5 protein-coding genes are annotated in these 4,543 nt (G+C 33.0%); all 5 read right to left on the bottom strand.

The window, feature by feature from the left end:
- Nucleotides 1-290 (bottom strand): DUF4116 domain-containing protein (locus JCM9157_RS22710; protein ID WP_173401268.1); only part of this gene is annotated, 290 nt, incomplete at its 3' end.
- Nucleotides 291-539: 249 nt separating this feature from the next.
- Nucleotides 540-1,301, bottom strand: coding sequence for a hypothetical protein (locus JCM9157_RS22705; protein WP_035668743.1), 762 nt, complete (start codon nucleotides 1,299-1,301; stop codon nucleotides 540-542).
- A gap of 150 nt (nucleotides 1,302-1,451) precedes the next feature.
- A complete protein-coding gene (locus JCM9157_RS25060; RefSeq protein WP_201768912.1) occupies nucleotides 1,452-2,336 on the bottom strand; it encodes a hypothetical protein in 885 nt (294 codons plus the stop codon).
- 322 nt (nucleotides 2,337-2,658) lie between these two features.
- A complete protein-coding gene (locus tag JCM9157_RS22695) occupies nucleotides 2,659-3,285 on the bottom strand; it encodes a hypothetical protein (RefSeq protein ID WP_035668740.1) in 627 nt (208 codons plus the stop codon).
- Between the two features lie 312 nt (nucleotides 3,286-3,597).
- Nucleotides 3,598-4,230: a hypothetical protein gene (locus JCM9157_RS22690; RefSeq protein WP_052013325.1), complete on the bottom strand. Its 633-nt coding sequence runs from the start codon at nucleotides 4,228-4,230 to the stop codon at nucleotides 3,598-3,600.
- Nucleotides 4,231-4,543: the final 313 nt, after the last annotated feature.

The following is a 4,543-nucleotide window of genomic DNA, read 5'->3' as shown; positions in this document are numbered from 1 at the left end:
TTGGCTATTATTGTTCCCCTTTTTCTAACAGCTTCTATACAAATATCATCTGTCATTATTTTTCTTGACACATATTTTATAGCTGAAGCATTTTGTTTAACGGCCTCAAGACACAAAGCTAAAGTATGTAACCTTTTTGGGATTAATCTTAATGTACGACCATCTTGCTTTACAGCTTCAAGACATCTTTCAGCCGTTTTTTCTACCTTTTCAATGTACCAACCATTTTCTTGTATGGCTGATATTATCTCTTGATCATTTATGGTACTAATCTCAAATGGCTTATCCATGTTATCCGCCTCCATTGAAGACACAATTGTCTAAATAAATATTACCATAATTTCACTTTGAGCATTCAATTCACCGATCTTGCCTTATTACCTTTGCTCGTTGAGAGAGATAAATTATAAATGTATTCTATTTAAGAGACTCTAAGTTAGTGGAATTTTTTGTTTAGTCGAATAAGAAAAGACGACTACTTATTTAAAAGCAGTCGTCACTTTTTCTCTCAACTCTTTGTACTAGTATTAAAGGAAATCTCATTTAAACGATTTGGGATTTTCAATAAAATCAATACCTGCTACCTGATAACGATAGAAGGGGTTTTGCTCATCCCAATCATCCTGCATTTTCGTTGACGGTAACAAATAATCCTCTTCCTTTGTCACAGTGCAAGTATAGTAATATTTCATCATTACCCTGTAGATTTCAGCATGAGTCAGAACACCTTGTTGTGCTTTTGTCACTAACTTACTTAAATAGAGATTCTTTGGTACCATGTGTTCAAAAATTAGTTTAGTCTTTTCTTTTTGTTGAAGTACGTATAAAGCTTTTTTAGTTATAAAATCCGTCATGCTGTATTTACCGTGATATAAGTTATTCTGCCGATGATAACTCTCAGTTAGAAAATATAAATCATCTCCCAACCCTTTAGGACTTAAATGATATTTACGTAATCTTTGATCACTTATCTGAAGTTTTAAATGAATGCTTTGTTCTAAATGTTCGCTTATAAATTCAATAAACTCTATTCTTGATAATTTATTTTTACTAGAAATATGTATATCGACCGGCTGTTTCTTTTTTACTTTTTCACTCAATTGTTCAAAACGATAAATTGTACCATTTATATGTGTATAAGATTTTTTCTCATGAATTCCCTTATTGATAATGGACCAAGGAATGAACTCTCGCCCTAGCTCAACTTTCATAAAGTGAGCTGCCTCTTTAATTGAGGGGAATTCTTCAAGTAGCTCATTGTTTTTATAAACACTTACTGGTACTGACTTCCTAACTTTCATCTACTCACCTTATTTTGAAATTTTTGAATCAACTCTACCTTTTAAAATACAAATCCTATATTTAACGTTGCACATTCTGTTTCGAGATTAAGAACACCCGTTCTACAATGTCATGTTTGCTTGTATGAGCAATAATTTAAAAGCTCCCTATCAGACTGTATAAAACCTTATTTTCGCTAACTCCTCATCTTGTAAAATCATTTCCTTAAGATGTTTCATAGGATTATCTGTGTATCTCCAATACCTAGTACTTTCCTTTTCCGTTTGCCACATGACACCCGTCGGCCATTTTGTGGGAACTTCTCTATTAAAAAACACAGCAGCCCCAAATACCGGACAGCCCCAATGTTTTGAAGCTCCTGCGAATCCATGCTTCGCAAAAAGTACATCCCCTGAAATATCTTCACTTTTTGGATGAAAGCGGTGAACTAAATCAAGGATTACATCCACATTAGGATTTTTTAATTTCTCCTTTTTAATACCAAATCCATCATAACAAACAGCCATATAGAACCTTTTTTTCTTAATTTGAAAAATTCTTTCATATCCTTCTTCTAACGAAAGATAGGAATTAGCTCCATCAATTTCTTCATAACTAGTAGGGAAAAATTTTCGCCCAATGCTCTCTATACCTTGTTTGGTAACTAATATTGCCATTTGGTCTAAACCATCCCGACCATCTATTCCTAAACAAATACTGAGGCTACTGTTTAAATCCCCTAGTTTTTTTCCTAGTACATCATTAATTTTATCGTATAATGTGTTCGGTAAATCAGAGGTTTGGTAAAAACCAGCTGGTAACAAAATTAGGTCTGTCTTGCCATCAAGCTTTTCAATTAATTGAAACAGCAAGTCAGTTCTAAAAACATTTGTATAATAACCATTACTTTCTAAACATACTGTAGCAATCGTGATTGGATCGTCCTTTTTAAATTTATCTTGATCTTCACATTGGTCTTTTAATACTAATGATTTAAATAATTCTATATCAGCAGTATTTTCAGGATCAAGACTGCACCAATTATAGTCTCTCATAGAAATCCTAATAGTAGGATTTAAACCTTTAATATAAGGCAAAAAGTCACGTAACGTATCATACCATGCTCTTTGTTCATCTCTGTAATAAGGATTTCCATCTTTTGCGTTGGTACTTTTACAAAGTTCAATCCATTTATTTAGATCAAAACCGACTTGAAGGTTTTCAGGATACCGATTTAAAGCTTGTTCTCTTAAGCTAGTAAAATGTTGTGACTCGTCTAGCTCAACAACAAAACCAGGGTCTGGAATATATAAATCACATGGTTGTAGAACTTTACTTCGAACAAAGGTTTCATTTCCTCTATATACCTTTAATGCATTAAATATATTTAAAGATCTTTGTAGTAATTTTCATTTTTATAGTCTTCAATTCTCGCTTTATTTTCATCTTATGTTCAATTTTTACTGTTCCATAAATAGCTCTAAACATATCAATAATAGCATTTTTGCAATTACTACAACTTTGGTAATGTTTTTGACTTTTCGGTTGACTATTTATACTTGATTCTGAATCTGGTATCTTTTTTGGGGGTCCATTTAGTCCTGATAATTTGTGAGGAAACCCTAATGTCTCAACAAAATCACGCGGCCAAGCACCACCTACACTCCACTTCTTCTTCACGAGTGGAGTGATCATATAAGATGGTGAGGAAATCACTCGGTTTTTAGCAGGATTTTTATTATAGAGATGGGTTAGAACATTTTCTGGAATTTGTTTTAATAAGTGTCTTTTTAGCTCTCTTACCTCTTTATTACTTCCCGTAAAAAGATTGACTCCTCTTTCTGCCAGTAAGGTCTTCGTAAGAACTTGTATATCAGATGATCTGTTACTACTTACTCTATCTCCCAGCAGCATATTCTTGATAATACTGCTAGGTACTTTGTATTTATTGACAAGTAAATAAATACAAATTTCGATATCTTCTTTTTCCAATTTTATATCCATGTCAATTAATTCCCCTATTAAGATAATTTATAATCTTTTAGTTTAATGGTCTCAATAAGTATAAGTTTTGTAATACATCCAGCCAGTAACAATGTTTCTCACTAATGTTATATCTACTCCAAGTAATACCTTACTAACCTTGTTGAACTTGCTCCACTCGGTGTATCATGTAGAATTTCACACCTGTACACTCCAAGTGATAGCATAGCATTACAGACTGGTGGCATTCGGTTGTCCAACTTTAGCTCCTTATGTACGTCCCCAGACCGTAACTCAATTACTGAAAGTCCTTCTCCTTTTGCCTGATTAAGCTTAGCAATAATGTTTTCGAATTGATTCCGTTAATCCCTTATTCACGACTGGTCGCGTTTCTGTTCTAATATAATCCGGCATTTGAGGTTTTATAAATGTTGCCTTGATTAGCGCTTGTATTTCTTCACTAGCGTCTTTAGGATTATCCATTATAAAACCTACTTGCCAAAAATACATGTCAACAAGCTTCATTGGTGTGTAGTGAGTACCATCTTGACTAAATAAACGTTGGCACTCTTCAAATTTAGTTCGATTCAGATTATAAAATTCAGTTATTTCTAGAAGTGAATCTTCACCAAATTGAGACTTGATTCCATGTAAACTTAATGCTGCTTTTAAGTACCTGTCATATGCCGGAACATTTCCATATACGCCTAGTAATATTTTGGAAGAAAGTGTGTCGGTTATATTTAATAACTTGTCCTGTCCATTTATCTCTAAGATATTGCTTGTGTATGCATTAATAGTATTTTGTATCAACTCGTTAATACCTTCAACATTTGCCTTAGTCATGCTCTGTTGAAATTTCGGATCACAATATTTATGATAATGTTTGTTAGTCACGACATCGTTTAGAAAGTATTGATGAATACGAAAGTCTTTTTGAAGTAGAAATGATCCTCCACGCAACATTCCCCAACTAGCCAAGTAAAAGGCCAAGTGAAGACATGAGTGATCAAAATTCTTAACATCATTAATGGATATGAAATTGGTTCTTAAATTAGTTATAACAATGCTCCCAAGATTTAAACCTATGATGCTTATCAATCTTTGTACGAGTATGATATCTTGAAAGAACTTTGTATATCATAGTTTTTACCTCTTTCTTAAAATAACCTGTCTGTCAATAGAATTTGTAAACAATATAATTAAAAGTTAATACGTTCTCCTACTGTTGCAATATTACTAATGAACTTTGGTACGGCTCTCGCTATGTTGAAGTGTA

It is taken from the genome of Halalkalibacter akibai JCM 9157, assembly GCF_000513135.1.
Lineage (GTDB): Bacteria > Bacillota > Bacilli > Bacillales > Bacillaceae_D > Halalkalibacter > Halalkalibacter akibai.
Note: the sequence above shows the minus strand (reverse complement) of the source record. Positions and strands in the feature narration are given on the sequence as shown.